General features: G+C 67.5%; 19 protein-coding genes and 1 pseudogene. 13 read left to right on the top strand and 7 right to left on the bottom strand.

The features are described from left to right. From HX774_RS12520 to HX774_RS12510, 3 genes are all read right to left on the bottom strand, one after another. On the bottom strand, window positions 1–1675 hold a 1675-nt coding region (locus tag HX774_RS12520; protein WP_255500436.1), incomplete at its 3' end, for a M14 metallopeptidase family protein. A gap of 124 nt (window positions 1676–1799) precedes the next feature. Then, window positions 1800–3455, bottom strand: a complete 1656-nt coding sequence (locus HX774_RS12515; protein WP_178827207.1) for an ATP-binding protein — start codon at window positions 3453–3455, stop codon at window positions 1800–1802. Window positions 3456–3615: 160 nt separating this feature from the next. After that, entirely contained in the window at window positions 3616–4461 is an 846-nt protein-coding gene (locus HX774_RS12510) for a BLUF domain-containing protein (RefSeq protein ID WP_178827206.1), read from the bottom strand. A 287-nt stretch (window positions 4462–4748) separates the two neighbouring features. Between HX774_RS12510 and HX774_RS12505 the strand changes: the two genes are divergently transcribed. After that, window positions 4749–5798 (top strand): chemotaxis response regulator protein-glutamate methylesterase, encoded by a 1050-nt coding sequence (locus HX774_RS12505; protein ID WP_370523541.1) that lies wholly within the window; start codon window positions 4749–4751, stop codon window positions 5796–5798. Further along, the gene (locus tag HX774_RS12500; protein ID WP_178827205.1) at window positions 5795–6631 is read left to right on the top strand and encodes a protein-glutamate O-methyltransferase CheR; all 837 of its coding nucleotides are present in this window, start codon (window positions 5795–5797) and stop codon (window positions 6629–6631) included. The genes HX774_RS12505 and HX774_RS12500 overlap by 4 nt, the downstream gene beginning before the upstream one ends. A gap of 22 nt (window positions 6632–6653) precedes the next feature. Here HX774_RS12500 and HX774_RS12495 read toward each other — a convergent pair whose 3' ends face one another. Genes HX774_RS12495 through HX774_RS12485 form a run of 3 tightly spaced genes read right to left on the bottom strand, consistent with a single transcriptional unit; the run spans window position 6654 to window position 11606 of the window. Beyond that, window positions 6654–8249 carry a methyl-accepting chemotaxis protein gene (locus HX774_RS12495; RefSeq protein WP_178827204.1) on the bottom strand — a complete coding sequence of 532 codons (1596 nt, stop codon included), beginning with the start codon at window positions 8247–8249 and terminating at the stop codon, window positions 6654–6656. Between the two features lie 37 nt (window positions 8250–8286). Then, window positions 8287–8766: a chemotaxis protein CheW gene (locus HX774_RS12490; protein WP_178827203.1), complete on the bottom strand. Its 480-nt coding sequence runs from the start codon at window positions 8764–8766 to the stop codon at window positions 8287–8289. Further along, window positions 8763–11606 (bottom strand): hybrid sensor histidine kinase/response regulator, encoded by a 2844-nt coding sequence (locus HX774_RS12485; RefSeq protein ID WP_178827202.1) that lies wholly within the window; start codon window positions 11604–11606, stop codon window positions 8763–8765. The genes HX774_RS12490 and HX774_RS12485 overlap by 4 nt, the downstream gene beginning before the upstream one ends. A 337-nt stretch (window positions 11607–11943) precedes the next feature. Here HX774_RS12485 and HX774_RS12480 point away from each other — a divergent pair, with 337 nt between their 5' ends. From HX774_RS12480 to HX774_RS12435, 10 genes are all read left to right on the top strand, one after another. Beyond that, a complete protein-coding gene (locus HX774_RS12480) occupies window positions 11944–12330 on the top strand; it encodes a response regulator (RefSeq protein WP_178827201.1) in 387 nt (128 codons plus the stop codon). Between the two features lies 1 nt (window position 12331). Continuing rightward, complete coding sequence (locus HX774_RS12475) at window positions 12332–12670, top strand: hypothetical protein (protein ID WP_178827200.1); 339 nt, start codon at window positions 12332–12334, stop codon at window positions 12668–12670. Between the two features lie 227 nt (window positions 12671–12897). Then, window positions 12898–12984, top strand: a complete 87-nt coding sequence (locus HX774_RS12470) for a potassium-transporting ATPase subunit F (protein ID WP_114816871.1) — start codon at window positions 12898–12900, stop codon at window positions 12982–12984. A gap of 16 nt (window positions 12985–13000) precedes the next feature. After that, the gene (gene kdpA / locus HX774_RS12465) at window positions 13001–14713 is read left to right on the top strand and encodes a potassium-transporting ATPase subunit KdpA (RefSeq protein ID WP_178827199.1); all 1713 of its coding nucleotides are present in this window, start codon (window positions 13001–13003) and stop codon (window positions 14711–14713) included. Between the two features lie 12 nt (window positions 14714–14725). Beyond that, entirely contained in the window at window positions 14726–16789 is a 2064-nt protein-coding gene (kdpB, locus tag HX774_RS12460; protein ID WP_178827198.1) for a potassium-transporting ATPase subunit KdpB, read from the top strand. Window positions 16790–16819: 30 nt separating this feature from the next. Continuing rightward, the gene (locus tag HX774_RS12455; RefSeq protein ID WP_178827197.1) at window positions 16820–17575 is read left to right on the top strand and encodes a TorF family putative porin; all 756 of its coding nucleotides are present in this window, start codon (window positions 16820–16822) and stop codon (window positions 17573–17575) included. After that, complete coding sequence (gene kdpC, locus HX774_RS12450; protein WP_178827196.1) at window positions 17575–18162, top strand: potassium-transporting ATPase subunit KdpC; 588 nt, start codon at window positions 17575–17577, stop codon at window positions 18160–18162. The genes HX774_RS12455 and kdpC overlap by 1 nt, the downstream gene beginning before the upstream one ends. After that, window positions 18162–20831 carry a sensor histidine kinase KdpD gene (locus HX774_RS12445; RefSeq protein WP_178827195.1) on the top strand — a complete coding sequence of 890 codons (2670 nt, stop codon included), beginning with the start codon at window positions 18162–18164 and terminating at the stop codon, window positions 20829–20831. Before kdpC ends, HX774_RS12445 begins: the two co-directional genes overlap by 1 nt. A 10-nt stretch (window positions 20832–20841) precedes the next feature. Then, window positions 20842–21531: a winged helix-turn-helix domain-containing protein gene (locus tag HX774_RS12440; protein WP_178827194.1), complete on the top strand. Its 690-nt coding sequence runs from the start codon at window positions 20842–20844 to the stop codon at window positions 21529–21531. Window positions 21532–21571: 40 nt separating this feature from the next. Next, window positions 21572–23047: a cobyric acid synthase gene (locus tag HX774_RS12435; RefSeq protein ID WP_178827192.1), complete on the top strand. Its 1476-nt coding sequence runs from the start codon at window positions 21572–21574 to the stop codon at window positions 23045–23047. A 97-nt stretch (window positions 23048–23144) separates the two neighbouring features. On the opposite strand, the gene HX774_RS12430 is transcribed toward HX774_RS12435, so the two are convergent. Next, the gene (locus HX774_RS12430) at window positions 23145–23717 is read right to left on the bottom strand and encodes an OmpA family protein (RefSeq protein WP_114816879.1); all 573 of its coding nucleotides are present in this window, start codon (window positions 23715–23717) and stop codon (window positions 23145–23147) included. A 348-nt stretch (window positions 23718–24065) separates the two neighbouring features. Between HX774_RS12430 and HX774_RS12425 the strand changes: the two are divergent. Then, a pseudogene (locus tag HX774_RS12425) lies at window positions 24066–24324 on the top strand (hypothetical protein); the annotation flags it as partial.

Below are 24324 nucleotides of genomic sequence, written 5' to 3'. Positions count from 1 at the left end.
GGGCGGGCGGGCCGCCCGGATATTGCAGATCGTGCGGGTGGTCCTGCGGCTCGAACATGTCCAGCACGTGCGGACGATAGGCCTGGGCCGTCTTCACCACATAGGAGCCGGCGGGATAGGTCTTGTCGCCGATGGTGAAGGCGCGCGTGGCGCGGTCCACGTCCACGCCCGTCTTGATCAGGCTGTTGAGGAAGGCGACGGCGTTGGGCAGGTCGGCCTGATCCGCCGGGATGACATAGCCGCGCGGATCGCGCCGCGCCGGATCGCGCAGCACCTGCTCATAGAGGGCCGGATCGACGCCGCGACGACCGGCGACAGCGGTTTGACCTTGAGCCGCTTCGACCAGAGCCTCGACGCCGGTCGGCGTGATGCGCCAGGTGTCGGTATTGCCCTTGTCGATGGCGTTCTGGCCCATGCGCCAGATGTTGAACAGCAGCCGGTCCTTGTTGCGCGAGGCGTAGTTCAGCACGGCGCGGTTGATCGACTGCGAATATTCGATCGACTGGGCGAAGTGCCAGGTCTGGGGCGCGACCGGCATGGGCAGGTCGTTGCGGGCCAGCTGGTTCTGCGGGATCAGGCTGATCTGGCTCGGCGTCGGGTGGCCGGTGATCTCGGTCAGCAGGCCGACCGCATTGTGGAAGTAGGTGATGGAGCGCTCCATCCCGTTGTTCCAGGTCGAGTAGCTGGCGCCGCTGCGCATGGTCGAACCGGGCTTGCCCTCTTCGATCAGGCGGCTGTGCATGGCCGCGCCGACTTCCGACAGGGTGCCCATGACCAGAGGGTCGTAGTTGTAGTTGAAGGGGTCGCGGAAGGGCGGCATGAAGACCACCGTCCCGGCGGGCGCCGTCTGGTGGTGGTTGTAGATGATCTGCGGGAACCACTCGCGGAAGAACTGGCGGTTGACGTTGGTCGTCTCGGCCATGGCCGACAGGTAGTAGTCGCGGTTGTTATCGTGGCCGACGTACTTTTGATAAAGCACCGGGATCGAGGCGAACTCGCGCTTCAGCGGGTCCGCGTTGCGCATGTACCAGTTGGAGACCAGCTCCATTCCGTCGGGGTTCAGCGGCGCGAACAGGATGATGGTGTCGTTCAGGACGCGCAGAGCCTCGGGGTCTTCCGCCGTCAGCCATTCATGCACGGCTGCGATCAGGGCCTGGGGCGGGACGGTCTCGGTCGAGTGCAGACCGCCGTCGATCCAGACCACGGCCTTGCCCTCGGCGGACATGGCGCGGGCCTGTTCTTCGTTGACACCCTCGGCCTTGGCCAGACGACGCGCAATCTCCTGATAGCGGTCCAGGTTGGCCAGGTTCTGCGGCGTCGAGACGATGGCGATATACTGGGTGCGGCCCTCGGACGACTTGCCGATCTCGACCAGCTTCATCCGGTCCGACTGGCTGGCCAGGGTCTTCAGATAGGCTTCCCACTGGGTGTAGTTGACCAGGTGGTAGTCGGCGCCGACCGCGTGGCCGAAGGCTTCCTGCGGCGAGGTGATGCCTGAAGCCGTGGCGGGCGCCGCGACGGCGGCGGGCGCTTCAGTCAGGGCGGCCTCATAGGCCAGGGCGCTGGCGTCGTTGAGAGCGAAGGCCGCGAATCCGACCGTCCAGGCCAGGGTTCTGATGGGGCGTCGACGCGATACTGGGCTCCGCCGGTCGGCGGAAGGGGACGGTCTGATCATGGCGTTCCTGTCAAAAGCAGCAGCGGGGGCGCTCATCACATGACGTTGCGGCAGCGCTGATTCCTCCACGATGCCGACACGCCCGGAGATGTCCATGGCCGTTCAGGCTGGAGCGCCGACGTCGTTACGCCGGCTGACGTGGACCGATGGCGCCGGAGATGGCCGAGAACAGCTTGTCGATCTCGATGGGCTTGGCGACCAGACCGTCCATGCCCGCCTGCCGATACTCCAGCAACTGATGGTCCATGGCGTTGGCGGTGAGGGCCAGTATCGGCGTTCGGGTTTGGCCGCTGTCCAGCTCGCGGCGGCGGATGATGGAGGTCGCCGTCGGGCCGTCCATTTCCGGCATCTGCACGTCCATGAGGATCAGGTCCCAGGGTTTTTCCTCCCAGGCCGCGACGGCGGCCCGGCCGTTCGGGACGATGACCGGCGTGATGCCGACCTGCCGCAGCAGGGTGTCGATAACCAGTTGATTGGCGCGGTTGTCCTCGGCGACCAGCAGGCGCACCTGCTGGCGATCGTCGGCCGCTGGGTGAGGCCCGAGCACATCGGGCAGGGCTGGGACTTGGCCGATGTGTTCCAGCGGCAGGCGCACCGTGAAGGTCGCGCCCTGATTGACGACGCTGGCGGCGGAAATCTCGCCGCCCATCAACCGGACCAGATCCCGGCAGATCGCCAGCCCCAGGCCCGTGCCGCCGAAGCGCCGCGTCGTCGACAGATCGCCCTGTTCGAACTTGTCGAACAGGCGTGTCAGGGCCTCGGGAGAGATGCCCATCCCTGTGTCCCGCACGGCGATGACCAGCCGACCCTCCTGGCGATCGACATCGACCTCGACCAGGCCCTTTTCGGTGAACTTGACCGCGTTGGAGATCAGGTTGTTGAGCACCTGGCGCAGACGCAGGGGGTCGCCCAGGTAGGCCCCTTCGGCGCGGTTGGAGACGTACAGGTCGAACTGCAGGCCCTTCTGGGCGGCCAGCGCGGAAAAGGTGTTGTGCGCCCCGGAGATCAGGTCGCCGAGATCGAACTCCAGCGTTTCCATTTGCAGCTTGCCGGCTTCGATCTTGGACAGATCGAGCATGTCGTTGAGGATGCCCAGCAGGCTTTCGCCGGACTGGCGGATGACCTCCAGTCGCTCGGCCTGTTTAGGGGGCAGGGCGTCGCGGGCCATGGCCTGGGCCATGCCGAGGACGCCGTTCAGCGGGGTACGCACCTCATGGCTCATGGCGGCCAGGAAAGCAGACTTGGCGGCATTGGCGGCGTTGGCCTCGCTGACCGCCTGATTCAATTCGGCCTCGGCCTGGAGGCTTTCCGAAATGTCGCGGATGATGGCGGTGTAGATCATGCCGTTGCGCGTCGTGGTCTTGGACAGACCCACCTCGATCGGGGCCAATCGACCGTCCTTGGTCAGGCCGGTGACGTCCTGGCGATTGCTCATTCGGCGGCTGAGAATGGCGCCCGCGGTGAAGGCGTGAACGCGCTGTTTGTGTGCCTCGCGCCGATCATGCGGAATGAGCAGGTCGATCGGCTGGCCCAGGACCTCGGGCGCGGTATAGCCGAAGATGACCTCGGCGCCCTTGCTGAACAGCAGGATCCGCATGTCCTGGTCGGCGACAATGATCCCTTCGGACGCGATGTTCAGAATGCTGCTGAGGATGTCCTCCAGCATTTCCGGCAAGCCCGCCTGGACCGCCAGCGTCTTCTTGAGGGCGTCCCGGGCATGACGCCAGCGCGAACGGGCGTCATGGGGGGCAGGCTGTCCTCCGCCCGTGGAGGTCTTCATGGGTGGGCCTTCCTGACAGGTCGCTGTGCGAAGGGTGTGTCTTTCAACATAGGGGAGAATGGCGGATTTGAGATCGCCGTTCTCTGTGGTTTTCGAAATTTAGTTCAGTTAAAACATGGAATTACCTGCGAGGTGACGCGTTTGCGCCGTCCGCGGCGTTTCAGTGCGCCTGAGGCGCATTCTGATGGCTGGGCGCCGTTCGGGCGCGACCACAGGTAGAGTCGAGGCAGGATGAGGCGAGGGTGCAAGCGCCAGGGTTGCCGCGGGAATTGCGGGGCGCGATCTGTTGCAGTTCACGCGCCACGCCGAGCAGACCAGACGCGGCGTTGGGCGTCAGGCCTGACGGATCGAAGCCGTTCTGCAAGGCGGTCGCGTCAGGCAGGCGCTTGAGGTCGTCGGCGAACAGTCCGCAGCAGAAGCTGAATTCGGAGAACTGCCGCCGCAGCGCGGGCCGGTCTTCGACCAATTGAAGCTCCTGGTGCTGGGGGTAGCTCGCGATGGCGCGGTAGGCCTGGTGCACGACGTCTCTGTCGCCCTCCAGGGCCTGAAGCAGATGACCTTCGCGGGCCAGGATGATGCCGCTGATGGCGAGGCTGGCGTGCAGGGTCTGCGCCTCCGCGTGGATGTAGGCGAGGGTAGGGCGCAAGCTCTCGTCGGCCCGTCGGGCGATACGGCTGTGATAGATCAGGCGATGCGTGCCGGACGGCGGCGGCGCGTCAAGCTTCTGCTGCGGCAGGCGGGCAGCGACAGAGGCTGGCGGGTGCTGGAGCACGCCTACCTTGCCCGTGTCGTCGCCGTTGAATTGGACCCCGATGGTTTCGAACGCATCCTGAATCGCGCGCAGGGTTCGGGCGTTGGCGTCAACGGGTCCGCGAATCCGTTCCAATCTCTTGATCGTCTCCAGGCTGAGGCCTGAGAGACGGGCCAGTTCGGTTTGCTCGGTCCGTGAAAGCGCACGGGCTGCACGAATTTGTTCGCCAGTAAGCGTCAGGATATTGAATGCCATTTTATTTTGAGCAGTCGGATTGCACCTTGGGTGTAACTAAATGCTCGCCCGATACGAAAACTAGCATTTTTTGTGTTGTTACTACCTTTAGTGTCAGTTGTCCTGTGCCTTTACTCCCCATGAGTTAATCATATTCCGTTACGAAATTAATCGTAGCTTTGGATCATCTCTTAATTCGGTAAAATCATATTCGACGAAGCCTGTTTTCACTGAATCGATAGTTCAACGCGTTGCAGTGACGGTGTTAGGGGAAGAAGGCAATGGTGAACGCCTCACAGGCGATCAAAGTGATGATCGTTGATGATTCCGCGGTCGTTCGCGGCGTCATTCGCCGACTGCTGGATGCCGATCCTCAACTGGAAGTAGCTGCGGCGGTGTCGAACGGCGAGTTGGCGCTGAAGGCCTTGCATCAGCATGCTGTGGACGTGGTGCTGCTGGACATCGAAATGCCGGTCATGGACGGGCTGGAGGCGTTGAAACGGATCGTCGTCGACTACCCAACGGTCAAGGTGATCATGGTTTCGACCCTGACGCGTCGCAACGCCGAGATCAGCCTGGAGGCCTTGAAGATCGGCGCGGCCGACTATGTGACCAAGCCTGAAGCCGGGATCGCCACGGCCGCCGAGTTCGGTCGCGACCTCATCGCCAGGGTGAAGGCCCTGGCCGCGTCACGGCGCTCTGCCCGGGTCGGCGTCGCGGCGACGGCCCAGTCCGCCCCTCGGCCCATGCCTCGCTATGCGCCGATGCGTCGGCCCGTGGTGCGGGCGCTGGGCATCGGCGCCTCGACCGGGGGCCCGCCTGCCTTGCTGAAGCTGTTTCGCGCCTTGCAGGGCGGGGACGGTTGGCAGCCGATCTTTGTCACTCAGCATATGCCCGCGACCTTCACCGCCCTGCTGGCCGAGCAGATCGAGCGCGCAGCGGGCCGGCCCTGCGCCGAGGGCCAGGACGGCGAGCCGGTCATGCCCGGGCGCATCTATGTGGCGCCGGGTGGTTGGCATATGACGGTCGAGAATGGCCCGACCTCGCCGGTCATCCGGCTGGATCAGGGCGCGCCTGAGCACTTCTGTCGGCCTGCTGTGGACCCTATGCTGCGCGGATTGGCCGCGGTCTATGGCGACGGCGCCCTGGCGGCGATCCTGACCGGCATGGGGGGCGACGGCGCCCTGGGCTGCGAGGCGGTGGCGCGCGCCGGGGGGCGGTTCATTGCTCAGGATCAGGCCACCAGCGCTGTGTGGGGCATGCCCGCGGCGGCGGCGGCGACCGGGCTGGCCGAGGCGGTTCTGCCGCTGGACGACATCGGGCCCTGGCTCAGGCGGGTGATGGAGACCGCCGCGTGACCGGACCGGATTTCGAGCACTTCTGTCGCCTGGTGAAGGACCGTTCCGGCCTCGTCCTGACGCCGCACAAGGGCTATCTGGTCGAGAGCCGGTTGAGCGCGTTGGCGCGGGCCGAAGGTCTGGCGGGCGTGCCGCAGTTGCTGGAGCGTCTGCGGCTCGGCGGGGCGTCGATGGAGCCGCTGCTGCTGCGCTGCGTCGAGGCGATGGCGACGCACGAGTCCTTCTTTTTCCGCGACGGCACGCCGTTCAACCTGCTGGCCGGGCGAGTTCTGCCGCAACTGGTCGAGGCGCGGGCGGCGACGCAGACGCTGCGGATCTGGTGTGCGGCCTGTTCCAGCGGTCAGGAGCCCTATTCCATCGCCATCCTGCTGAAGGAGATGGGCGCTCAGCTAGCGGGCTGGCGACTGGAGATCGTGGCCACCGATATGTCGCGGCCGATCCTGAAGAAGGCGGAGGAGGGCTTCTACAGCGACTTCGAGGTGCGCCGGGGCCTGACCGATGCGCGCCGCGACCGCTGGTTCGTGCGCGACGGCCACGGCTGGCGGGTCAGTCCCGAGCTGCGCTCTCTGGTCAGCTTTCGACCGCACAACCTGCTGAGCGACAGCCTGCCGGGGACGTTCGACGTGGTCTTCTGCCGCAATGTCCTGATCTATTTCGACGTGGATCAGAAACGGGCCGTCTTGCAGCGCATGGCGCGGACCCTGGCCGAGGACGGCGGTCTGTTTCTCGGCAGCGCCGAGACGGTGCTGGGCGTGACCGACGCCTTCGAGCTGACGCCCGGCGCGGCGGGCCTGTTCCGGCGCGCCTCAGCGAAGGCGGCCCGCTCCGCCTGAAGCGAAGCGGGCGTATGTCGTTCTAGCCGCGCATGAAGGATTCGATCTCGGCGCGCAGAGCGTCGAGTTCGCGCGCCTTTTCCGTCAGGCCGGCGGTGGCCGCCAGCATGTCGGTCGCCGCCTGAGCATTGTCCGAGGCGGCGGCGGTCACAGCCACGATGTTGCTGGAGACCTCGCGCGTGCCCATGGCGGCTTCCTGGACGTTGCGGGTGATCTCCTGCGTCGCCGCGCCCTGTTCCTCGACCGCGCTGGCGATGGCCGACGAGGCTTCGCTGGCGCGTTCGATGGTGCGGCGGATGCTCTCGATGGCGCTGACGGCGGCGTGGCTGGCCTTTTGGATCGAGTTGACCTGATCGGCGATCTGCTTGGTCGCGCGCGCCGTCTGGTCGGCCAGGTTCTTTACCTCCGAGGCGACGACGGCGAAGCCCTTGCCGGCCTCGCCGGCGCGAGCGGATTCGATGGTGGCGTTCAGGGCCAGCAGCTTGGTCTGGGCGGCGATCTCCTGGATCAGGCCGACGACCTCGCCGACGCGTTCGGCGGAATCCGCCAGACCGCGCATGGTCTCGTCGGTGGACAGGGCTTCCTCGACGGCGTGGCGCGAGATGCTGCTGGACTGCTCGACCTGGCGGGTGATTTCCTGGATCGAGGCGGACAGCTCCTCGGCGGCGGCGGCCACGGTCTGGACGTTGGATGAGGCCTCGTCGGATGCGACGGCGACGGCCGAAGACTGGCTGTTGGTCTCCTCGGCGCTGGCGGCCATGCCCTGGGCCATGGTGCTGAGGGCGGCGGCGGCCCCGGCCACGTCCTGGCTGAAGTCGTTGACGCGGTCGATAAAGCGGGCCTGTTCGGTGACGACCGCCCAGGTCAGCATCATGCCGGTCATCCGCCCCTCGGGGTTCTTCACGGCGGCGATGTTGAGGTCCAGCTTCTGGTCGCCCAGCTGGATCAGGGCGCGGTGCGGCAGGCTGCGCGGATCGGCCAGCATCCGGCGTTGATGCTCGGGGTGCTTGTGGAAGATGTCGATGGACTGGCCGAGCATCTGATCGACCGGTATCGGCAGCAGGTGTTGAAGCGGGCGCAGGGTCTCGATGGAGCGACGGTTCACATAGGTCAGGCGCAGCTCTTCCGGTTCGCACAGCATGACGTTCAGCGGCATATCGTCCAGCATCTGCAGCAGGCGCTGGTTGTCGCGCTCGGCATTCACCCGTTCCGTCTGCAACGACCAGGTGGTCATGGCGGCCACATAGCGCCCCTGAACGTCCAGCACGGGGCTGACCAGCAGATCCAGGAACTCGCCGCCGATCTCGATGGTGGCGCTGTGGGGCAGGTTGCGCGGGTCGGCCAGCATGCGGCGCTGATGCGCCGGAGCCTTGTGGAAGACGTCAATCGAGGCGCCGACCAGATCGTCGGCCCGGATCGGCAGGACGTGCTCGATCGAGCGCAGCGTCGTCAGGGTGGCCTTGTTGGCGTAGGTGATCTGGAAGTCGATCAGGTCGCAGATCATGACATTGACCGGGGCGTCGTCCATCAGTTGCTGGAAATCGGGCGTCCATTCGGCCGAGGCCTTGGCGGTCTGGTCGAGGGTGCGGGCGCTGCGCGCCGCTGCTCCGGTGGTCATGATCGGTCTCCGTGAGGGGCGAGTTGAAAGGGATCGGTCAGACGAGGGCTTCGCCGACGGACGGGTCGTTCAGCGTCAGGACGGCCTGGGTCCGCAGCACCAACATCAGGTCGTCTTCCAGCCGGTAGAGGCCGTCGCACAGGTCGCGCCAGGCGGGCGACAGGGTCGGCGGCGGCGGCTCGAACGCCGAGGACGGCAGCCACAGCACGTCGCCGACGTCATCGACCATCAGGGCGTAGAGCTCGCCCGAGGCCTGTTCGACGATGACCGAGACGCCGCTGGCTCTTTGGTCTTCGGCTTGCGGGGGCAGGCCTAGGCGGCGGCGCATGTCGATGGCGGTGACGATGCGGCCGCGCAGGTTCAGCGACCCGGCGATCTCGGGCGGGGCCAGGGGCACGCGGTTGATCGCGGTCTCGGCGATCACGTCCTGCACCTCCAGCACCGGCACGCCGAAGGTCTGACCGCCGATCTGGACCGAGACCAGCCCGGCCTCTGTTGTAGGGTTGAGGGCGTTCATGCCGCCGCGCTTTCGGGCGTCAGGGCGCTGGAAACCGCGTCCAGCAGGCGGGTGGCGTCTAGGGCCGGACCGCCGCCGTTCAGCAGGGTCAGGCTGAGCAGAGGCGTGGCGTGCCATTGTTCGGCCCCCGCCAGGATGCGGGCGAACTCGCGCGCCCGGCTGGGCTGAAGATCGGCCAGGATCAGGTCGAAGACCTCGCTGGCGTCGTGGTGGGCCAGGGCCCCTTCGGCGTCAGGGGCCACGGTCACGGCATAGCCGGCGCGCGCCAGCAGCGGCCCCAGCAAGAGCTGGGTGAAGGCGCTGGGGTCAATGATCAGCAGGCGTTTCAGGCCAGGGATGGGGCCGTCGATGAGCGCGGCGGGTTGTCCGGCCTCCGCCGCCGAGACGGTATCGAAGGCGCGGCGCCAGTAGGCGTCGACGTCGATCAGGTCGGCGGCCTGGTCCATGACGATCAGGCTGCCGAGCGTCAGGCCGCCCGCGCTGTTGATCTCGGGCTGGGCGGCGGTCTCGACGATGTCGACGATCTCCCCGATCAGCATGCCCAGGGCCTGATCGCCGCGCGCGAAGACCAGCAGGGGGCGGCGGCCTGGGCCGCTCCAGTCTGGCGCACGGCCGTCGGCGCCCAGGATCGGCATCAGCCGTCCTCGGTATTGCAGGACGGCGCGGCCTTCGACCTTTTCGATCTGTGCGGCCTCGACCTCTTCGATACGGGAGACGGTGGTCAGAGGCGCAGCGCGCAGGGTCGCGTCGGCGGCGCGGAACAGGAGCATGGCTTCCTCCTTCGGCGGCGGGGCGGCGTCGGCCTTGCGGGCGGCGTCGCTGGCCAGCCCGGCCAGGTGGCTGGAAATCTGGTCGACGCCGGCGGTGCGCGCGGCGCCCTTGGGGTCCAGGATCAGGATGACCGCCCCGTCGCCGAGGATGGTCGCGCCCGAATAGAGGTTGAGGTGGCGCAGCACCCCCGCCACCGGCTTGACCACGATCTCCTCGATATCGAAGACCCGGTCGACGATGACGCCGAAGGTGCTGGTCCCGAAATGGGTGACGACGATGCAGGTTTCGTTGGCCGCCTTGCCCTGGGACTGGGGCGGAGCCTCGTCCTCCAGCTTGAGCAGGCGCTGCAAGGACACCAGCGGCAGAAGGCGCTCGCGCAGCCGCAGGACGGGGGCGTCCTCGATCTGTTCGATGCTGCGGCCCGAGGCGCCGCTGGCGCTGACCAGTTCGATGATCGACGACTGGGGCAGGGCGAAGCGCTCGCCGCCCGCCTCGACGATCAGGGCCGAGACGATGGTCAGGGTCAGGGGGATGCGCACGGTGAAGCAGGCGCCCTGACCCTCGGTCGATCTCAGCTCGATCACGCCACCGATCTGTTCGATGTTGGAGCGGACCACGTCCATGCCGACGCCTCGACCCGAGACGCTGGTGACTTGGGATGCGGTCGAGAAACCGGCGCGGAAGATCAGCTGCATCGCCTCGGCGTCGCTCATCTGCTCGGCTTCGGCGGCGCTCAGCAGATCCAGGGCGACGGCCTTGGCGCGCAGGCGGGCGACCGACAGGCCGCGCCCGTCGTCTGATACCTCGATGACGATGGCGCCGCCCTCGTGGCGCGCCGACAGGGTGATGCGTCCAGCCTCAGATTTGCCGGCGGCGCGGCGCTGGTCGGTCGTTTCCAGCCCGTGATCGGCGGCGTTGCGGATCATATGGGTCAGCGGGTCGCGGATCAGCTCCATCACCTGCCGGTCCAGCTCGGTCTCCTGACCGGACATGTGCAGTTCGATGCGCTTGCCGAGTTCCTGTTCAAGGTCGCGCACCAGACGCGGCAGCTTGGCCCAGGCGCCGCCGATCGGCTGCATCCGCGCCACCATGACCTTTTCCTGGATCTCACTGGTCACCTGATTGAGGCGATGCAGCGGGGCCTTGAAGGGACTTTCGGGTTCCAGGCGCAGGGTCTGGATCATCTGGTTGCGGATCAGCACCAGTTCGCTGACCGAGCGCATCAGCTGTTCCAGCACCTCGACGTTGATGCGGATGGTGGCGGCGGACTTGCCGGCGCCCGCAGGTTGCGGGGCGTCGTCGCATGGCGGCGGTGCTGCCGCCATGGGCGTCTCTGCGACGCTCAGGGCGCACGCGCGCAGTTCCGCCACGTCCTCGGGCATGGCGCCGAGGGCGTCCAGCGCGACGGCGATGGCGGCGAACAGGGCGTCCTGCATCCCGTCTTCCAGACGGATGTCGGCGATGTCCTTCAGCGCGCGGGTCAGGGCCGTGGCGTCGCCGCCGCGCGCCGCGCCCAGCAGGCCTTGCAGCAGGGCGGCCTGCAACAGGATGGGGTCGGCGTCGCCGAGCAGGGGTTCGAGCGCGGTCAGCCGCATCAGCGACGGCGTGGCGGCTTCGGCGGCGGCGTCGAGCGTGGCGTCGCCGCCCAGACGCTCGATCAGGGGGCTGGCGCTGGCGGCGGGTGCAGAAGGCGTGGCGACACAGGCCGCTTCCAGACGGGCGATCAGGGCCGCGTCCTGACCCGAAGGCTCCTCGCCGGTGGCGTCAAGGGCGTCGATCAGACCGCGGATCACGTCCACGGCTTCGAGAATGGTGGTGACGGCGGCGGTGCTGACCGACAGCGAGCCGTCGCGAAATCCGCCCAGCACCTCTTCCGCCGCATGGGCGATGCGTTGCAGCCGCACCAGTCCGATGAAGCCGCAGGCGCCCTTGATGGTGTGCATCAGGCGGAAGACGCTGGCCAAGGGCTCGGGATCGTGCGGATTGCGTTCGAAACGCACGAGTTCGCTATCCAAGGCCTCGAGGCCCTCGCGTGTTTCCGCGATGAAGTCGCCCAGAACCTCGTCCACAGCCTCTCCCTGATCTCTGCGGCGGCAGTTCCGACGGAGGGCTGACGCCAACGCATGAACGCGTGGAATGGCGTTGTTATCGATAGATTCGAGTGCATCGCCATGAATAAAAGCGGCAGTGGCGTGACATATTTTACAAATGTCTAGTTAGTGATATTTGATTTTTAATCAAAAAGTTTAGCTTCAGGCCATGAAAATGCATGTCGTTACCCTCTAAGTGCAATATTTGGTCTATAAATCGATGTATTGTTGAAATTGTCCTGAGCATTATGTGCAGGATTTGTTGACGATATCGCCGTTTTACTTTCCCCGCTCGCGGAGGTGAGGAGGGGGAAATATGGCTGTCGACAAATCGATGAAGATCCTGGTCGTTGACGACTACAAGACGATGGTGCGGATCGTGCGGGGGCTGTTGAACCAGCTCGGCTTCATGAACGTGGACGAGGCGACGGATGGGCCGACCGCCCTGACGATGATCGGCGCCAATGGATACGGTCTGGTCCTGTCGGACTGGAACATGGCGCCGATGACGGGGTTCGAACTGCTCAAGGCGGTGCGCGCCGATCCCAGGACCAAGGCGCTGCCCTTCGTTCTGGTCACGGCTGAAGCCAAGGTCGAGAACGTCATTGCGGCGCGTCAGGCGGGGGTGAACAGCTACATCATCAAGCCCTTCAACCACGCGGTGCTGAAGCAGAAGCTGACGGCTGTGCTGGGAGAGTTTTGAGATGTCCCGGGCCGAGGCGTTCGCGGGCGTCGTCGCCGCCATTCGGCACGACATGGCGAAGGCGACGCAGACGCTGATGACGGCTTCGGAGGCCGGGTTGCGGGATGTCCATCTGGTCCGCGCCGGCGACGCCGAGGCTCTGTCGCGACTGGAGGAGGGCTTGCTGACCGTGTTGCAGGTCTGCGCGCTGGAGGACCTGATCGGTCAGCGTCTGACGCAGCTGGAGGCGATTCTCTCGGGCGGCGAGTCTGAGAAGGACGTTCTGGAAAACGGCCCCGCGCAACCCGGTCAGGGCCTGAATCAGGCCGAGATCGACGCCTGGCTCGACGGGGCAGGCTGACAGGGTTTCACGGACAAGGCCCTGAACCGTCGAGGCGGCCTGATCTTTATGCGCGCTTTATGCGGCGCGGGGCTTTCCGCATGGCCCGCTTAGGCCTCCAGGGCGTCTCTTCCGGCTCTCACTGAGCTGGAGGCTTTCGGCATGGCCGATGTGATCTTTCTGGCGATTGGCGGCGGGGCCTTCCTGGCCTTCGCCGCCCTCGCTGTTGCGTTGAAGAGGTTGTGACGATGGTGCTGAACGTCCTGTGGGGCGCCGGCGCCCTCGTCATCGCCGCCTATATGGTCGCGGCCTTGCTGCGCCCCGAGCGGTTCTGAGCGGAGCCGCCTCAAGATGAACATTCAAGGTTGGGCGGAAATCGCCCTGACCCTCGGCCTCGCCGTCATGCTCGGCTGGCCGATCGGGATCTATATGTCGCGCGTCTGGAACGGCGAACGCACCTGGCTGGACCCGGTGCTCAAGCCGGTCGAGGGCCTGTTTTATCGCGCCGCCGGGGTGGACCCGACGCGCAGCCAAGGCTGGCTGGGCTATGCCGGCGCCCTGCTGGCCTTCAACCTGACGGGTTTTGTCCTGCTGTACGCCATTCTGCGTCTGCAAGGCGTCCTGCCGATGAACCCGCAGGGGTTTGACGGCGTCAGCCCGCATCTGGCCTTCAACACCGCGGTCAGCTTCGTCACCAACACCAACTGGCAGAGCTACGGCGGCGAAACGACGCTGTCGACCTTCACCCAGATGGTCGGCCTGACGGTGCAGAACTTCGTCTCGGCGGCCACCGGCGCGACCATCGCCGCCGCGCTCGCCCGCGCCTTCATCGCCAATCGCGGCGAGGGCGTCGGCAACTTCTGGGCCGACCTGACGCGCACCAGCCTCTATGTCCTGCTGCCCATCGCCTTCATCGTGGCCGTGGTTCTGGCCGGGCTGGGCGTGGTGCAGTCGCTGGCGGCCTCGGCCCAGGCGACGACGCTGGAAGGCGGATCGCAGACGATCAGCCTGTTCCCGACCGCCAGCCAGCTGGCCATCAAGCAGCTGGGCATCAACGGCGGCGGCGTGTTCAACGTCAACTCGGCCCACCCGCTGGAGAACCCGACGCCGCTGACGACGCTGATCACGGCGATCAGCATCAACGTCCTGGGCTGGGCGGCCTTCTTCGCCTTTGGCCGCAGCGTCCTGGCCAAGAAGGACGTGCGCGCCCTGGTGATCGCGGCGATCCTGCTGCTGGGCGCCGCCAGTTCGGCGCTCTACGTCATCGAAAGCCAGCCGGCGCCGGCTCTGGTCGCCGCAGGGGTCGAGACCTCGGTCGGCAATATGGAGGGCAAGGAGGTCCGCTTCGGCGTCCCGGCCTCCGTGGCCTGGGCGGCCCAGACGACCGGCGCCTCGAACGGTTCGGTCAACTCCATGCACGCCAGCTACATGCCGCTGGGCGGGGCTGTGACCATGTTCCTGATGCAGCTGGGCGAGATCCTGCCCGGCGGGATCGGCTCGGGCATCGCCGTCATGGTGCTGATGGCCATGCTGGCGGTCTTCGTGGCGGGCCTGATGGTCGGTCGCACGCCTGAATACCTGGGCAAGAAGATCGAGGCGCGCGAGATTCAGTTCGCCATGCTGTCGGTTCTGGTCGTGCCGCTGTCGGTGCTGGGCTTCTCGGCCGTGGCTGCGATCCTGCCCGAAGCCCTGGCCGGTCTGCTGAACAAGGGGCCGCACGGCCTGTCCGAGGTCCTCTATGCCTATACCTCGGCGACCGGCAACAATGGTTCGGCCTTTGCGGGTCTGACCGCCAACGCCCCCTGGTGGAACACCACCCTGGGTCTGGCCATGCTGCTGGGCCGGTTCGTGCCTGCCATCGCGGTTCTGGCTGTCGCCGGCGCCCTGGTCGCCAAGCCCAAGCTGGCTCCCTCGACCGGGACCCTGCCGACCCATGGCCCGCTGTTCATCGGCCTGTTGATCGGGGTGATCCTGATCCTCGGCGGCCTGCAGTTCTTCCCCGCCCTCTCGCTGGGTCCGATCGGGGAGCATTTCGACATGCTCCAGGTCGTGGCTCGGTTCTGATCGGATAATCCTATGACCCAAGTCACGCTCGATCCGTCGAGCCCCCGGTCGTCACCCATTGCGGGCGGCCTATCCGGGGCCATGCTCGGCCGGGCGCTCGGCGACGCCGTCGCCAAGCTGAACCCGACGAAATTGCTCAACAACCCGGTGATCTTCGCCACCTGGATCGTCGCTCTGCTGGCGACCGCTTCGGCGGTCGTGGCGGTGGCCAGCGGCCAGGCGGCGGGCTTCGCCATCCAGCTGGCGCTGTGGCTGTGGGCCACGGTCCTGTTCGCCAACGTCGCCGAGAGCATCGCCGAAGGGCGCGGCAAGGCGGCGGCGGACTCCTTGAGGGCCACCCGCGTCACGACCAAGGCCAAGCTGATCGTCGACCCGAAGACCGGCACGGTGGTCCCGACCCCGGCCGGTGAGCTGGAGATCGGCTCCATCGTCCTGGTCGAGGCCGGCGACGTCATCCCGTCGGACGGCGAGATCATCGAAGGCGTCGCCTCGGTCAACGAGGCCGCCATCACCGGCGAAAGCGCCCCCGTCATCCGCGAAAGCGGCGGCGACCGCTCTGCCGTCACCGGCGGCACCACGGTCGTCTCGGACTGGATCAAGGTGCGCATCACCTCGGCCCCCGGCGCCACCTTCCTCGACCGCATGATCGCCATGGTCGAGGGCGCGGACCGTCGCAAGACGCCGAACGAACTGGCGCTGTCGGTGCTGCTGGCCGGGCTGACCCTGGTCTTCCTGATCGCGGTGGCCAGCCTACTGGGTCTCGGCGCCTATTCCGGGATCAAGCTGGACCCCATCGTCCTGGGCGCCCTTTTCATCACCCTGATCCCGACGACGATCGGGGGACTGCTGTCCGCGGTCGGCATCGCCGGCATGGACAGGTTGCTGAAGGTGAACGTGCTGGCGACCTCGGGCCGTGCGGTGGAGGCGGCAGGCGACGTCGACACCCTGCTGCTCGACAAGACCGGCACCATCACCTTCGGCAACCGCATGGCCACCGAGGTCATCACCGTGCCGGGCGTGCGTCCCGACGCCGCGATGCGGGCGGCGGTCATGGCCTCGCTGGCGGACGAGACGCCGGAAGGCCGCTCCATCGTCGAGCTGGGCCGCAACGCCGGCGTGATGGGCGACCTGCCTGTCGGCGCCAGGACCATCCCGTTCAGCGCCGTGACCCGCCAGTCGGGTCTGGAAGCGGACGGTCAATCGTGGCGCAAGGGCGCGGTCGACGCCGTGCTGAAATCCCTGGGCATGGCCGAAGGCGCCGCACCCGCCGAGTTCCGCGCCGCCGTGGACCGCATCGCCCGCTCGGGCGGCACGCCTCTGGCCGTGACCGAGAACGACGCCCTGGTCGGGGTCATTCACCTGAAGGACGTGGTCAAGCCGGGCGTGAAGGCGCGCTTCGCCGATCTGCGCCGCATGGGTCTGCGCACCGTCATGATCACCGGCGACAACCCGGTGACGGCGGCGGCGATCGCGTCCGAGGCTGGAGTCGACGACTTCCTGGCCGAGGCGACGCCCGAGGACAAGATGCGCCTGATCAAGGCCGAACAGGCCAAGGGACGCATGGTCGCCATGTGCGGCGACGGGGCCAACGACGCCCCGGCCCTGGCCCAAGCCGATGTCGGCGTGGCCATGCAGACCGGGGCCCAGGCCGCCCGTGAGGCCGGCAACATGGTCGACCTCGACAGCGACCCGACCAAGGTCATCGAGATCGTCGAGGTCGGCAAGCAACTGCTGATCACGCGCGGCGCCCTGACCACCTTCTCCATCGCCAACGACGTCGCCAAGTATTTCGCCATCATCCCGGCGATGTTCGTGGTCGGCCTGCCGTCGCTGGCGGCGCTGAACGTGATGAAGCTGTCCAGCCCGGAGAGCATCATCCTGTCGGCGGTCATCTTCAACGCCCTGGTCATCATCGCCCTGATCCCGCTGGCGCTGCGCGGGGTGAAATACCGCGCCGTGGGGGCGGGCAAGCTGCTGGGCCGCAACCTGCTGATCTACGGCCTGGGCGGTCTGATCGCGCCCTTCGTCGGCATCAAGCTCATCGACATCGTCATCTCCGCTCTCGGCCTGGCCTGAAGCCCGCCCTGAGACGTCAAGGAAACTCTCATGCGTAAACGTAACTCTTCGAAGGTCTCGGGCGCCAACGACGCCCTGTTCGGCGGCGCCTGCCTGGTGGCCATCATCGCTCTGGGGCTGTGCAGCACACCGGCCAAGGCCCAGGACGCGGCCCCGCAAAAGACCGGCCCTGAGGTCGCCTTCAACGCCGCCGTCGGCTCCGACTATGTCTTCCGGGGCGTCAGCCAGACCGAAGGCGATCCGGCGATTTCAGCCGGGGTCGATGTGACCCAGGGGCTGTTCTACGCCGGCGCCTGGGCCGGTAACGTCTCCTTCGCCGGGGACGCCGACACCGACGCCGAGATCGACCTCTACGCCGGCGTCCGGCCCGAGTTCGGCGGCTTCAACTGGGACTTCGGCGTGGTCAGCTATTTCTACGCCGGTCAGCCGGACGGGGCCGACTACGACTATGTCGAGCTGAAGGCCGCGACCTCGCGCGCGGTCGGCCCGGCCACCCTGGGGGCGGCGATCTATTACTCGCCCGACTTCTTCGGCGCGTCCGAGGACGAAGCGACCTATGCCGAGATCAACGGCGCGATCAGCCCGGCCGACAAGTGGACGATCTCGGCGGCGGTGGGGCGCCAGTGGGTGTCGTCGGACTTTGACTACACCACCTGGAACCTGGGCGCGGCCTATCAGCTGACCGACAATCTCGCGCTGGACGTCCGCTATTTCGACACCGACGAACACGACTTCGGCGCCGCCTATGACGGTCGCGTCGCAGCCAGCCTGAAGGCGACCTTCTGATGCTGAACCACATCCGTCCGGCGGTCGTGATGATCGCCCTGTTCACCGGCGTTCTGGGCGTCGCCTATCCGTTCGCGGTGACGGGCGTGGCCCAGACGGTCTTCTCGGAGCAGGCCGACGGCAGCCTGGTTCGAGACAAGGCCGGCAAGGTCGTGGGCTCGGCCCTGGTCGGCCAGACCTTTGCGGAGCCGGTCTATCTGCATCCGCGCCCTTCGGCGGCAGGCGACGGCTATGACGCCTCGTCGTCATCGGGCGCCAACCTGGGCCCGCTGAACCCGGACCTGATCGCCCGGGTCAAGACGGACGCCGATGCCTTGCGCGCCGAAACGGGTGCGGCGGTTATCCCCGCCGACGCCGTGACGGCCTCGGCTTCGGGCCTCGACCCGCATATCTCTCCGGCCTACGCTAGGCTTCAGGCCGCCCGCATCGCCCAGGCGCGGGGCGTGGCGGTGCAAGAGGTGAGCAAGGTGATCGAACAGCATGTCGAAGGCCGAACATTCGGCGTGCTGGGCCAGCCGCGCGTCAATGTGCTGCTGACCAATATGGCGCTGGACGCGCGCTTCCCTCGTCCCGCCGCGGAGGGCTGATGGCGCCGCCCATCCTCCCGACGACCAAGACCCCGGCCGCCCCGCGAAAGCGTGGGCGGCTGAAGGTTTTTCTGGGCATGTCGCCTGGTGTCGGCAAAACCTACGAGATGCTGCGCGCCGCGCGCCGCCGCAAAGCCGAGGGCGACGATGTCGTCGTCGGCGTGGTCGAGACCCATGGCCGCAAGGAGACCATGAGCCTGCTGCGCGGGCTGGAGGTCATGGCCCGCAGCCCTATCGCCTATCGCGACCGGACCCTGCTGGAGTTCGACCTGGACGGCGCCGTGGCGCGCCGGCCCGGCCTGTTGCTGGTCGATGAATACGCCCACTCCAACGCGCCCGGATCGCGCCATCCCAAGCGATGGCAGGACGTGGAGGAGATCCTGGACGCCGGGATCGACGTCTGGACCACGTTGAACGTCCAGCACCTGGAAAGTCTGTCGGACGTGGTGCTGCGGATCACCGGCGTCAGGCAACGTGAAAGCGTGCCGGACAGCGCCCTGTCGCGCGCCGACGACATCGAACTGGTGGACATCACTCCGGAGGAGCTGCGCAAGCGGCTGGCCGAGGGCAAGGTCTATGTGCCGGAGACGGCGCGGCTGGCCTCGGACAACTTCTTCAAGGTCGAGAACCTGACGGCCCTGCGCGAGCTGGCCCTGCGCCGCGCGGCCCAGACGGTGGATGATCAGCTGGTGGCCCGACTCCGCGAGCAGGGGGTGCCGGGGCCGTGGGCGGCGGGCGAGCGGATTCTGGTGCTGATCGCTGGCGACGCTATGGCCGCGCCCCTGGTCCGCGCCGGACGACGGCTGTCGGACATGATGATGGACGCGCCCTGGACCGTGACCCACGTCGACCGACCCTCGGGCGCGCGGCACGGCGTGGGCTCGGCGGGCAAGCTGTCGGACGCGCTGAAGCTGGCCGAGCAACTGGGCGGGCGGACGGTGGTCCTGAGCGGCGACGACGTGGTGCGCGCCGTCATGGATCACGCCCATCAGAACAACGTCACCCAGATCGTCCTGGCCAAGGGGCGCGACAGCCGCCTGTCGGAATGGCTGGGGCGGTCGCGGGCGGCGGAACTGCTGCGCCAGGCCCGCGGCGTCGCGGTTCACGTCATCACCGACGGGGTCGATCTGGAGGAGAAGACGCTGCGGGAGCCGCGTCTGCGTCTGACCGGCGGCTGGCGCGGCTATGCGGTCGGCGCCGCCTGCGTCGTGGCGGCGACGGGCCTGGCCCTGCTGCTGGACCGTACGTTCGAGCGTGTCGATCTGGGGGTCATCTACCTGTCGGCGGTGCTGGCGGCGGGGGTGCTTTACGGCCTGAAACCGGCCCTGGCGGCGGCGACGGTCGCCTTCCTGACCTACAACTTCCTGTTCCTTCAGCCGAAATATAGTTTCGCCATCGGTTCGCCGACCGATTTCCTGACCCTGATCGTCTTCTGGGCCGTGGCCCTGACGACAGGCTTCCTGGCGGGGCGGGTGCGCGAGCAGGCGAGGGCGGCGCAACGGCGCGCGTCAGCGGTTTCGGCCCTGCTGGCCGCCAGCCAGCGCCTGACCGGCGTGGGCGACCGCACCGCCGCCGCGCGCATCCTGGCTGAGCAGACGGCGGCGGCGGCGGGGGCGGGGGCTGTGGTGCTTCTGCCCGTCAACGACGAACTGACCCTGGTCGCGGGTGCGCCGACCAAGACCCCGCTGGACGCCGAGGCCATGGCCGCCGCGCGCTGGGCCTGGGAGAAGGGTGAACCGGCGGGTCACGGCACCGGCACCCTGCCGCAGGCGCGCTGGACCTTCCGTCCGCTGCAAGGCGTGCGGGACCGCGCGGGCGTCGCCGGGATTGAGGCCGCCGCCCTGTCGCCCGGCTCGGACGAGGAGAAGCTGGCCCTGGCCCTGCTGGATCAGGGCGCGGTCGCGGTCGAGCGCGCCGATCTGGCCGGTCAGGCGGTCGAGACCGAGACCCTGCGCCGCACCGACCGTTTCCGGGGCGCGCTGATGAACTCGGTCAGCCATGACCTCAGAACGCCCCTGTCCACCGTGCTGGGCGCCTCGACCACGCTGATCGATCTCGGCGACAAGCTGAAGCCCGAGGTCCGCGCCGACCTGCTGCTGTCGATCCGCGAGGAGGCCGAGCGGCTCAGTCGCTATGTCGGCGACCTGCTGGACATGACCCGGCTGGAGGGCGGCGGGCTGAACATCCGCGCCGACTGGGTCGACGTGCGCGACGTGCTGAACGCGGCGGGCAAGCGGGTGGCGCGGCGTCTGGGCGCGCGCAAGATGACCCGAGACTTCCCGGCCCAGCTCAGCTTGGTCATGGTCGATCAGGGGCTGCTGGAACAGGCCCTGGTCAACATCCTGGAAAACGCCATCGTCTACAGCCCAGACGGCTCGACGGTCGAACTGGCCGCCTATGAGGACCGGGGCGCGGTGGTCATCTCCATCGAGGACGAGGGCAAGGGCATCCCGACCGCCGAACTGGAACGGGTCTTCGACAAGTTCCGCCGCATGGAGGAGCCGTCGGACCGCACCAAGGGCGCCGGGCTGGGTCTGGCCATCGCCAAGGGCTTCGTCGAGGCCATGAACGGCCGCATCGCCGCCGCCAGCCCGATTATGGACGGAAAAGGAACCCGTATCCTGATCAGCCTGCCCAAGGCCGTCGTCACCCACCCGAGCCTGCTCTAAGGTCCGCCGCATGGCCGCCGTTCGTCCCCAGATTCTCGTCATCGACGACGAGCCTCAGATCCATCGCTTTCTGTCCCCGGCGCTGGACGCCGCCGGCTATGAGCCGCGCCGCGCCGACAGCGGGCAGGAGGGTCTGCGCGGCATCGCCCTGTGGAGCCCCGACGCCGTGGTGCTGGACCTCGGCCTGCCCGACATGGACGGCAAGGACGTGCTGGCCCGCGCCCGCGAATTCTACGCCGGGCCGATCATCATCCTGTCGGCGCGCGACAAGGAGGCCGAGAAGATCGCGGCCCTGGACCTGGGGGCCAACGACTATGTCGAAAAGCCCTTCGGCGTCGGCGAACTTCTGGCCCGCGTGCGCGCCAACCTGCGCCAGGCCGCGCCGCGCGCCGAGGCGACGGGGCCGCTGACGGCGGGGGAGGTGGTCATTGATCTGGAACGCCGCCTGATCACGCGCGCGGGCGAGGCCGTGCGTGTCACGCCCAAGGAATATGACGTCCTGGCCCATCTGGCGCGCAATGCGGGCAAGGTCGTGGGCCACCGCGACCTGCTGACCGCCGTCTGGGGCAAGGCCCACGCCGACGACACCCAGTACCTGCGCGTGGTCATCGGACAACTGCGTCAGAAGCTGGAAGCCGATCCCGCCCAGCCTCGCCTGATCGCCACCGAGCCGGGCGTCGGATACCGGCTGACAGCCTGATCCAGGCTTGATTCATGCGCCAAGTCGCAGAGGAGGCCGTATGGCGGCGTTGATGATTCAGGGCTGCGGCTCGGACGTGGGCAAGTCAGTGCTGGTCGCGGGCCTGTGCCGGGTCTTCGCCAATCGCGGCCTGACGGTGCGGCCCTTCAAGCCGCAGAACATGTCCAACAACGCCGCCGTCACCGCACCCGACGCCGAAGGACGGGGGGGCGAGATCGGGCGCGCCCAGGCCTTGCAGGCGGCAGCCTGCCGCACGCCGCCGACGGTGGATATGAACCCGGTCCTGCTGAAGCCCCAGAGCGATACGGGCGCCCAGCTGGTCGTGCGCGGGCGGGTCGAGGGCGTCTGGCAGGCGGCAGGTTATCAGGCGCGCAAGGCTGCCCTGCTGGATGTGGTGCTGGAGAGCTTTCGGCGTCTTCAGGCCGAGGCCGACCTGGTGATCGTCGAGGGGGCGGGCAGTCCCGCGGAGACCAATCTGCGCGCCGGCGACATCGCCAATATGGGCTTTGCGCGCGCCGCGAACGTGCCGGTGGCCCTGGTCGGCGACATTGATCGGGGGCATGTCATCGCCGCGCTGGTCGGGGCCCACGCGGTGCTGGACCTGGAAGACCGGGCCATGATCAAGGGCTTTCTGATCAACAAGTTCCGGGGCGATCCTGCCCTGTTCGACGAGGGAAGAACCGAGATCGTGCGCCGCACCGGCTGGGCCGATCTGGGCATGGCGCCCTGGCTGGCCGATGCGCGGGCCCTGCCGGCGGAGGATGCGGTGGTGCTGGATCGAGCGGCACAGGGCGGCGCGGGGCGGAGGGTGCGCATCGCCGTGCCCATGCTGTCGCGCATCGCCAATTTCGACGACTTCGATCCGCTCAGGCACGAGCCCGGCGTGGACTTCGGCTTCGTGCCGCCGGGGCAGGCCCTGCCGGGCGATGCGGACCTGATCATCCTGCCGGGCACCAAGGCGACACTGGCCGATCTGGCCTTCCTGCGGGCGCAGGGTTGGGATGTGGACATCAAGGCCCACGTGCGGCGCGGTGGTCGGGTTCTGGGAATCTGCGGCGGCTATCAGATGCTGGGCCGCCGCATCAGCGACCCCGACGGCGCCGAGGGGCCGCCGGGATCGGCGCCGGGTCTGGGGCTGCTCGACGTCGATACGGTGCTGGCGGGCGACAAGGTGCTGCGGCGCGTCGAAGGAGAGCTGACGTCGTCGGGGGCGGCGGTCGGGGGCTATGAAATCCACATCGGCGTGACCGAGGGGCCGGACACGGCGCGGCCCTTCGCCCGGATCGACGGACGGCCTCACGGCGCGGCGTCTGCCGACGGGCGCATCAGCGGCGCCTATGTCCACGGTCTGTTCGATCAGGCCGAGGCGCGCGCAGCCCTGCTGGCGGAACTGGGCGCGGTCAGCGACGGGGTCGATCAGACGGCGCGCGTCGATCAGGCTCTGGACCGGATCGCGGCGGTTCTGGAAACGCACTTCGACATCAAGGCTCTGGAGCGTATCGCAGGCCTGACTTGAGAGCCCGGCGGTGTTATCCGGCGAGACAGGGCAGGGCGTCGGGGGCGCTCCAGCAGGTATTGCGGCGGCGGCCCCGCTGCGAGCCGCCGCCCGTAGGTCAGTTCAGAACGACGATCGCGACGCGACGGTTCTGGGCGCGGCCTTCGCGCGTATTGTTCGGCGCCACCGGCTTGGTTTCACCATAGGAGATGGTGGCCATGCGGTTCAGGGCGATGCCCTGGTCGCTGAGGAAGCGACGGACGGCTTCGGCGCGGGACTGGCCCAGTTGCTCGTTGGCGCGGGTGTCGCCCGACGAGTCCGTATGGCCCTGGATTTCCAGATAGACGTTGCGGTTCTCGGCCTTCAGGCGCTGGACCAGTTCGGTCAGACGCTGTTCGGCTTCCGGCGACAGGGCGTCGCGGTTGACCGGGAACTTCACCGAGTCGTCCGACAGCACGACTTCGTACAGGAACTTGCCTTCGGCCAGCTTGTGGGCGGCGTTGGCGCGGGCCAGAGCTTCGCCGGCTGTGCCTTCGACCTGGGTCAGGTGGCTGTCGACGGCGGTGACGCGCTCGTCGACCACGGCGACGTTGTCACGCACGAAGCGATGGCTGGCGCACCCGCTGGCGGCCAGGCCGCCGATCAGCACGAGGCTGGTCACGGCCACCGCTCGAGATGTGAGTTTGATCAAGTTAAGTCTCCTTCGTGCCGGGGCGCTAGTCCCGGATGTGCGTACGCGGAACCCGTTGGAACAGGAACGGCGCGGTAGAGACGCGCAACAAAAGAAAAGGTGCCAGCTTAACCATAGAAAAAGTTCAAATATCTGCGTTTTTTGCCTTCCTCGTGCATTGTATCTCGAGCGCCATGATCCTGACGCGAGCGACTGATCCTTTCAAATGATGATCTTGAGCGACGAGATCGACTGCGGAATACAGATGACGAGACGATCTACGGTTGAGTGCCTGAAGCGGCGGGCCGGGTCTGAATGACGAGGCCTGAGGCAGCCGCCCGCGCGCGCAGGCGTCGCGGCGCGCGGGCGATGACGATCATGATCAGCATAGCCGCGCATCTTCTGGTGTTAGCGCTGATCCTGTCGGCACCCGTCAAGACGCCGGTCTTCCCGCCTGAGTGGAAGGCCGTGGAGGTCGAACTGGTCGAGCCCTTGCCGTCGCCGCCCGCGCCTGAACCGGCTGAGCGGGAGGCCGGGGGCGGCCAGCCCGCCGCCGTCCCGACGCCAGAGCCCAAGCCGTCGCCCGCGCCCACGCCGGTGAAGACCCCTGCCAAGGCCGCGCCTGCGC

It is taken from the genome of Brevundimonas sp. P7753 (assembly GCF_013386595.1).
Taxonomy (GTDB): domain Bacteria; phylum Pseudomonadota; class Alphaproteobacteria; order Caulobacterales; family Caulobacteraceae; genus Brevundimonas; species Brevundimonas bullata.
The sequence above is the reverse complement of the archived record's forward strand: the minus strand, read 5'-3'. Positions and strand labels throughout refer to the sequence as shown.

Bases quoted from the DNA above. Each gene is read 5' to 3' on its own strand.
- HX774_RS12480 (WP_178827201.1), top strand. From the start codon at position 11,944: ATGGCTGTCGACAAATCGATGAAGATCCTGGTCGTTGACGACTACAAG.
- HX774_RS12495 (WP_178827204.1), bottom strand. From the start codon at position 8,249: ATGACCACCGGAGCAGCGGCGCGCAGCGCCCGCACCCTCGACCAGACC.
- HX774_RS12515 (WP_178827207.1), bottom strand. From the start codon at position 3,455: ATGAAGACCTCCACGGGCGGAGGACAGCCTGCCCCCCATGACGCCCGT.
- HX774_RS12440 (WP_178827194.1), top strand. From the start codon at position 20,842: ATGGCCGCCGTTCGTCCCCAGATTCTCGTCATCGACGACGAGCCTCAG.
- HX774_RS12470 (WP_114816871.1), top strand. From the start codon at position 12,898: ATGGTGCTGAACGTCCTGTGGGGCGCCGGCGCCCTCGTCATCGCCGCC.
- kdpA (WP_178827199.1), top strand. From the start codon at position 13,001: ATGAACATTCAAGGTTGGGCGGAAATCGCCCTGACCCTCGGCCTCGCC.
- HX774_RS12435 (WP_178827192.1), top strand. From the start codon at position 21,572: ATGGCGGCGTTGATGATTCAGGGCTGCGGCTCGGACGTGGGCAAGTCA.
- HX774_RS12490 (WP_178827203.1), bottom strand. From the start codon at position 8,766: ATGAACGCCCTCAACCCTACAACAGAGGCCGGGCTGGTCTCGGTCCAG.
- kdpC (WP_178827196.1), top strand. From the start codon at position 17,575: ATGCTGAACCACATCCGTCCGGCGGTCGTGATGATCGCCCTGTTCACC.
- kdpB (WP_178827198.1), top strand. From the start codon at position 14,726: ATGACCCAAGTCACGCTCGATCCGTCGAGCCCCCGGTCGTCACCCATT.
- HX774_RS12510 (WP_178827206.1), bottom strand. From the start codon at position 4,461: ATGGCATTCAATATCCTGACGCTTACTGGCGAACAAATTCGTGCAGCC.
- HX774_RS12455 (WP_178827197.1), top strand. From the start codon at position 16,820: ATGCGTAAACGTAACTCTTCGAAGGTCTCGGGCGCCAACGACGCCCTG.
- HX774_RS12445 (WP_178827195.1), top strand. From the start codon at position 18,162: ATGGCGCCGCCCATCCTCCCGACGACCAAGACCCCGGCCGCCCCGCGA.
- HX774_RS12475 (WP_178827200.1), top strand. From the start codon at position 12,332: ATGTCCCGGGCCGAGGCGTTCGCGGGCGTCGTCGCCGCCATTCGGCAC.